Below are 5,551 nucleotides of genomic sequence, written 5' to 3'. Positions count from 1 at the left end.
GATGTGTATAAGAGACAGACTTCACCCACGGCTCGTTCAAGGCGAACCGGCCGCTGCGCATCGCCCTGGCGGTGGCGGGTTCCATGGCGGTGGAGGGCCCGGTGGTGCGCTGGGTGGCCGACCACCGCAAGCACCACCGGTTCTCCGACGCCGAGGGCGACCCGCATTCGCCGTGGCGGTTCGGGGAGACGCTCCCGGCCCTGCTCAGGGGCATGTGGTGGGCGCACATCGGCTGGATGTTCAACGAGGAGCAGACTCCTCAGCAGAAGTACGCGCCGGACCTGGTCAAGGACCCGGTGATCCGGGGGATCTCGCGTCACTTCGTGAGCTTCACGCTCCTGTCGCTGGCGATCCCGCCGCTGGTCGGCGGAGTGGTGACGATGTCGTGGTGGGGCGCGTTCACCGCGTTCTTCTGGGGGTCGCTGGTCCGGGTGGCGCTGCTGCACCACGTGACCTGGTCGATCAACTCGATCTGCCACGCGGTCGGCAAGCGGCCGTTCAAGTCCCGTGACCGTTCGGGGAACGTGTGGTGGCTGGCGGTGCTCTCGTGCGGCGAGTCGTGGCACAACCTGCACCACGCGGACCCGACGTGCGCCCGGCACGGGGTGCTCCGGGGGCAGATCGACTCCAGCGCCCGGCTGATCCGCTGGTTCGAGCAACTGGGGTGGGCGCGGGACGTGCGCTGGCCGGACGCCTCGCGTATCGCCTCCCGGCGCAAGCCCGTCACCGCCGACCCGGCATGATTGAGGACGTGGCCACCGACTCAAGCACCAGCGGCGAGAAGAGCAGGACCTCCCCCACCCGCCGGGCCCGGCGGGTCCGGATGACCGGTAAGGAGCGCCGCGAGCAGTTGCTGGACATCGGCCGCACCCTGTTCGCGGACCGGGGTTTCGAGGGCACCTCGGTCGAGGAGATCGCGGCCCGGGCCGGGGTGTCCAAGCCCGTGGTGTACGAGCACTTCGGCGGCAAGGAGGGCCTGTACGCCGTCGTGGTCGACCGGGAGATGCGCCAGCTGCTGGACCTGGTGACCGGCGCCCTCACCGCGGGGCACCCGCGGGAGCTGCTGGAGCAGGCGGCGTTCGCGCTGCTGGACTACATCGAGACGTACACGGACGGTTTCCGGATCCTCGTGCGCGACTCCCCGGTCGCCCAGTCCACGGGGACGTTCGCGTCGCTGATCAGCGACATCGCCACGCAGGTCGAGGACATCCTGGGTCTGGAGTTCAAGGCCCGGGGCTTCGACCCGAAGCTGGCGCCGCTGTACGCGCAGGCGCTGGTGGGGATGGTGGCGCTGACGGGTCAGTGGTGGCTGGACGTCCGCAAGCCGAAGAAGGCGGAGGTCGCCGCGCACCTGGTGAATCTGGCGTGGCACGGGCTGGAGAACCTGGAGGCGAAGCCGCGGCTGATCGGCCACCGCAAGAACTGACGGCCGGGCGACCTCGACGTCTCGTCGGACGCCCTCGACGCCCTGTGACGCTCACTTACCGGCCCGGGCCACGGCGAAGACGCGCCGGAAGGGCAGGACCGTGCCGTGCGGGCCCGGCGGGTAGGCCTTCCGCAGCAGGTCGCGGTAGGCCAGGACGAAGGCGTCGCGGGCTTCGGGGTCGTCGGCCAGGGCGGTGAGGACGGGGCGCAGGCCGGTGCCCTTCATCCAGTCCAGGACGGGGTCCTCGCCCGTCAGGAGGTGCAGGTAGGTGGTCTCCCAGACGTCGGCCTCGCAGCCGAGGGCGGTGAGGCTTGCGAGGTAGTCGGCGGGGGCGCCGACCGCGTCGCCGTGGCGCAGGACGCCGTCGAGGGCCCGGCGCCAGCGCGGGGAGGCGGCGAGTTCGCGCATGAGGGTGTGGCTGGGGGCGTCGAAGTTGCCGGGGACCTGGAAGGCGAGGACGCCGCCGGGGGTAAGCGCGTCCAGCCAGCGGGGGAAGAGGCCGGTGTGGCCGGGGACCCACTGGAGGAGGGCGTTGGAGACGATCAGGTCGTACGTCTCCTCGGGCACCCAGGTCGTGACGTCGGCCTCGGCGAAGTCGAGGCGGGGGCCGGTCTGGGCGCGGGCCCGCTCCAGCATCGCCGGTGAGCTGTCGTAGCCGGTGACGCGGGCGCCGGGCAGGCGCGCGGCGAGCAGGGCGGTGCCGTCCCCGGTCCCGCAGCCGAGGTCGGCGATGCGCGGGGAGCCGTGCGGCAGCGGCCCGACGCGGGCCATCAGGTCGTGGAAGGGGCGGCTGCGGTGGCCGGCGTGACGGAGATACTGCTCGGGGTCCCAGAGCGGTGCTGTCATGGTTCCAGGTCACCAGCCACTTGTTTTGATGTCAAGATACTCGGAATCAAGAGACTTCATGTCGAGGGACCCTCTACACTGATCGGCATGGAGGACGAGGTCGACCGACTGGTCGCTGCATGGCGCCGCGAGCGCCCCGACCTCGACGTGGAACCACTCGAGGTCCTGAGCCGCGTCTCACGCCTGGCCCGCCACCTCGACCGGGCCCGCAGGATCGCCTTCGCCGAGCACCATCTGGAGCCCTGGGAGTTCGACGTCCTGACGTCGCTGCGCCGCGCCGGCGCCCCCTATCAGCTCTCCCCCGGTCAGCTCCTCACCCAGACGCTCGTCACCTCGGGCACGATGACCAACCGCATCGACCGGCTGACCAAGAAGAACCTGGTCGAGCGGCTGCCCGATCCGAGCGACCGCCGCGGGGTGCTCGTCCGGCTCACCTCCGAGGGCCGTGACAAGGCCGACCAGTCGCTGGCGGGCCTGCTCGACCAGGAGCGGGCCATCCTGGGCGAGCTCTCCTCTCAGCAGCGCACCGAACTGGCCGGACTGCTACGCCGGTTGACCGCCCCGTTCGACAACATCCCGTAGCGGGGCCTCCTCCGGCGCCGCCGGTCCGACCCCTGCCCGGCGGGCCAGCGCCACGGCGGCCAGGGTCGAGTGCACACCCAGCTTGCCCAGGACGTTCTGCATGTGGGTGCGCACGGTGTGCGGGGAGAGGAAGAGCCGCTCCGCGACCGCCTTGCGGCCCAGGCCCGCGACCATGCAGCGCAGCACCTCGTGCTCACGCGGGGTCAGCGACCCCACGAGCTGCTCGCTCTCGGTGCGGTGCCGGCGCGCGGTGGTCAGCTCCCGCAGGACGCCGGTGAGCAGCGCGGGCGGCAGATGCGTCTCGTCGCGCAGCACCCCCCGGATGACCGTCAGCAGGCGCTGCAGGGAGCAGTCCTTGGCGACCCAGCCCGACGCGCCGGCCTGGAGCGCGAGGGCGGCGCGGGTGGGGTCGTCCTTCTCGGCGAGCACCACCGTGCGGACCGAGGGTCTGCCCGCCCGTACCCCGGCCACCAGTGAGATGCCGTCCACCAGGGCGTTCCCGTCCGGTACGGCCGTGGCACGGGCGCCGGCCGTGACGCCCAGGTCCGCGTCGACCAGCATCACGTCGTAGTGCCGGTTCTCGGACGCCGCGCGCTCCAGACACCGCAGGGCGGCGGGGCCGCTGCCCGCGGCGGACACGTCGACGTCGGGTTCGGCCGCGAGGGCCGCCGCGAGCGACTCGGCGAAGATGCGGTGGTCGTCCACCACGAGAACCCGGATACGAGCCACAGGCACCCCCATGCTGCGTTTGCTCCCTGGGGTGCCTCTGCCCGGCCGGCCCCGACGGGGAGCGACCCCTGCGGATACGACGCCCGGTCCGTTCGAGGTCACCGCCCCGCGCGGCCGCCGCCGCGACGGTCCGGCGCCCTCCCGGGCGTCGTATCCGACTGTCTCGTCCCCTGAAACGGCACCGGCCCCCACCGGTGCTGTGCATCAGCGTACGGCGGGTAGGGGGCGACGGAGAGGAATTCGCAGAACTGACCGTCCAACGTGTTTAGGGTGTGCCTCATGTTCCGTCTTGAGACAGAAGTGGACAAGGAACGTCGTCTGCTGCTGGGCCGTCGTCTGCACGACGACAACTGGGACGGATCGTCCGGTCTGCGGGCCCTGCAGTCCACTTCCGCCGAGCACGAACTCCCGCTGGAGGTATGGCTGCTGGACGGGGACGGGGCGCTGGCCGGCGGGCTGTCCGGGCGCACCTGGGCGTACTGGCTCCATGTGGACCTGCTCTGGGTCGACGCCCGCCACCGCGGCGCGGGCCACGGGGCCCGGCTCCTCGCGGAGGCGGAGCGCGTGGCCCGCGAGGACCGGGCCTGTACCCGCTCCCGGCTGGAGACCTGGGACTTCCAGGCCCCCGCCTTCTACCGGAAGCACGGGTACGAGGTGGCCGGCGAGGTCGAGGACTACCCGCCGGGCGTCCACGAGTTCACCCTGGTCAAACGGCTGGACCGGCCGGAGTCAGACGCCGGGCGCCGGCGGAGGGGACTGCGGGGAAGATTCCCGGTGCGGCGTACCCGGCCGAGGTGAACGCCTCCGTCACGGCCTTGCCGACGGTGTCGGCCGCCGCGTCCTCGACCAGCACGATCGCGGAGCCGCCGAATCCGCCCCCGGTCATCCGGGCCCCGAGGGCCCCGGCCTCGCCCGCCGCCGAGACCACCAGGTCCAGCTCGGGGCAGGAGACCCGCAGGTCGTCGCGGAGGGAGCGGTGCCCGTCGTCGAGGACCGGGCCCGCCGCCCGTACGTCGCCCGCGTCGAGCAGCTCGATGACCCGCTCGACCCGGTGGTTGTCGCTCACCACGTGGCGGACGTAGCGTACGACGGACTCGTCCGCGCCGGCCGCCTCCAGGGTGGCGAGCGCGTCGGCCAGGCCCTCGTACGGCAGGTCGCGCAGGGCGGGTATGCCGAGCGTCCGGGCGCCCGCCTCGCAGCCGGCCCTGCGCTCGGCGTACGCCCCGTCGCCCAGCGAGTGCTTGACCCGGGTGTCCACGACCAGGAGCTGGAGGCCGTGCGCGGCCAGGTCGAAGGGCACCTGGCGCTGGGTGAGGTCGCGGGTGTCCAGGTACAGGGCGTGGCCCTCGGTGCAGCAGGCCGAAGCCATCTGGTCCATGACCCCGCACGGCACACCGACGAAGTCGTTCTCGGCGCGCTGTCCGAGCACGGCCAGCTCCGGGGCGCCGAGGCCCAGCTCGAACAGGTCGTTGAGGGCGAGGGCGGTGACGACTTCGAGGGCGGCGGAGGAGGAGAGCCCGGCGCCGACCGGGACGGTCGAGGTCAGCTCGATGTCCGCGCCGGTCACCGGGTGGCCGGCCTCGCGCAGCGCCCACACGACCCCGGCCGGGTAGGCGGCCCAGCCGTGGCCCGCGTGCGGGGCCAGCTCGTCGACGCGCAGCGAGACCACTCCGCCCGGTACGTCGGCGGAGTGCAGGCGCAGTTCACCGTCGGTGCGGCGGGCCACGGCCGCGTGCGCGGCGTGCGGCAGGGCCAGCGGCATGACGAAACCGTCGTTGAAGTCGGTGTACTCGCCGATGAGGTTCACTCGTCCGGGTGCTGCCCAGATGCCCTCCGGCGCTCGTCCGTACAGCTCGGTGAAGGAGGCGGTCAGCGCGGCGTTGTCGGTCATGGGGTGGCGGTTTCCTCTCGGCGGGCGAACGTCCAGGCGTCGGCGACGATGGCGGCCAGGTCGGCGCGGGACGGCTG

At 72.5% G+C, this 5,551-nt stretch carries 5 protein-coding genes and 2 pseudogenes; 4 read left to right on the top strand and 3 right to left on the bottom strand.

Annotated elements, in window-relative coordinates:
* Window positions 1-20: 20 nt before the first annotated feature.
* Both IH13_RS0120475 and IH13_RS0120470 read left to right on the top strand, forming a co-directional pair.
* Window positions 21-743, top strand: a pseudogene (locus tag IH13_RS0120475) (acyl-CoA desaturase); the annotation flags it as partial.
* Window positions 740-1,426, top strand: a complete 687-nt coding sequence (locus tag IH13_RS0120470) for a TetR/AcrR family transcriptional regulator (protein ID WP_031086522.1) — start codon at window positions 740-742, stop codon at window positions 1,424-1,426. The pseudogene IH13_RS0120475 and the gene IH13_RS0120470, both read left to right, overlap by 4 nt.
* A 51-nt stretch (window positions 1,427-1,477) precedes the next feature.
* Here the strand turns inward: IH13_RS0120470 and IH13_RS0120465 are convergent, their stop codons facing one another.
* Entirely contained in the window at window positions 1,478-2,272 is a 795-nt protein-coding gene (locus tag IH13_RS0120465) for a trans-aconitate 2-methyltransferase (RefSeq protein WP_031086520.1), read from the bottom strand.
* Window positions 2,273-2,359: 87 nt separating this feature from the next.
* Here IH13_RS0120465 and IH13_RS0120460 point away from each other — a divergent pair, with 87 nt between their 5' ends.
* Window positions 2,360-2,854, top strand: a complete 495-nt coding sequence (locus IH13_RS0120460; RefSeq protein WP_031086518.1) for a MarR family winged helix-turn-helix transcriptional regulator — start codon at window positions 2,360-2,362, stop codon at window positions 2,852-2,854.
* Here the strand turns inward: IH13_RS0120460 and IH13_RS0120455 are convergent.
* Window positions 2,816-3,595, bottom strand: a complete 780-nt coding sequence (locus tag IH13_RS0120455; protein ID WP_031086515.1) for a LuxR C-terminal-related transcriptional regulator — start codon at window positions 3,593-3,595, stop codon at window positions 2,816-2,818. The genes IH13_RS0120460 and IH13_RS0120455 overlap by 39 nt on opposite strands.
* A 267-nt stretch (window positions 3,596-3,862) precedes the next feature.
* Here IH13_RS0120455 and IH13_RS0120450 point away from each other — a divergent pair.
* Window positions 3,863-4,300 (top strand): annotated as a pseudogene (locus IH13_RS0120450) (GNAT family N-acetyltransferase); the annotation flags it as partial.
* On the opposite strand, the gene galK reads toward IH13_RS0120450, so the two are convergent.
* Window positions 4,290-5,474: a galactokinase gene (gene galK / locus IH13_RS0120445; RefSeq protein ID WP_031086511.1), complete on the bottom strand. Its 1,185-nt coding sequence runs from the start codon at window positions 5,472-5,474 to the stop codon at window positions 4,290-4,292. The pseudogene IH13_RS0120450 and the gene galK overlap by 11 nt on opposite strands.
* Between the last annotated feature and the right edge of the window lie 77 nt (window positions 5,475-5,551).

It is taken from the genome of Streptomyces sp. NRRL WC-3549 (assembly GCF_000721935.1).
Lineage (GTDB): Bacteria > Actinomycetota > Actinomycetes > Streptomycetales > Streptomycetaceae > Streptomyces.
The sequence above is the reverse complement of the archived record's forward strand: the minus strand, read 5'-3'. Positions and strand labels throughout refer to the sequence as shown.

Bases quoted from the DNA above. Each gene is read 5' to 3' on its own strand.
- IH13_RS0120465 (WP_031086520.1), bottom strand. From the start codon at position 2,272: ATGACAGCACCGCTCTGGGACCCCGAGCAGTATCTCCGTCACGCCGGC.
- IH13_RS0120455 (WP_031086515.1), bottom strand. From the start codon at position 3,595: ATGGGGGTGCCTGTGGCTCGTATCCGGGTTCTCGTGGTGGACGACCAC.
- galK (WP_031086511.1), bottom strand. From the start codon at position 5,474: ATGACCGACAACGCCGCGCTGACCGCCTCCTTCACCGAGCTGTACGGA.
- IH13_RS0120460 (WP_031086518.1), top strand. From the start codon at position 2,360: ATGGAGGACGAGGTCGACCGACTGGTCGCTGCATGGCGCCGCGAGCGC.
- IH13_RS0120470 (WP_031086522.1), top strand. From the start codon at position 740: ATGATTGAGGACGTGGCCACCGACTCAAGCACCAGCGGCGAGAAGAGC.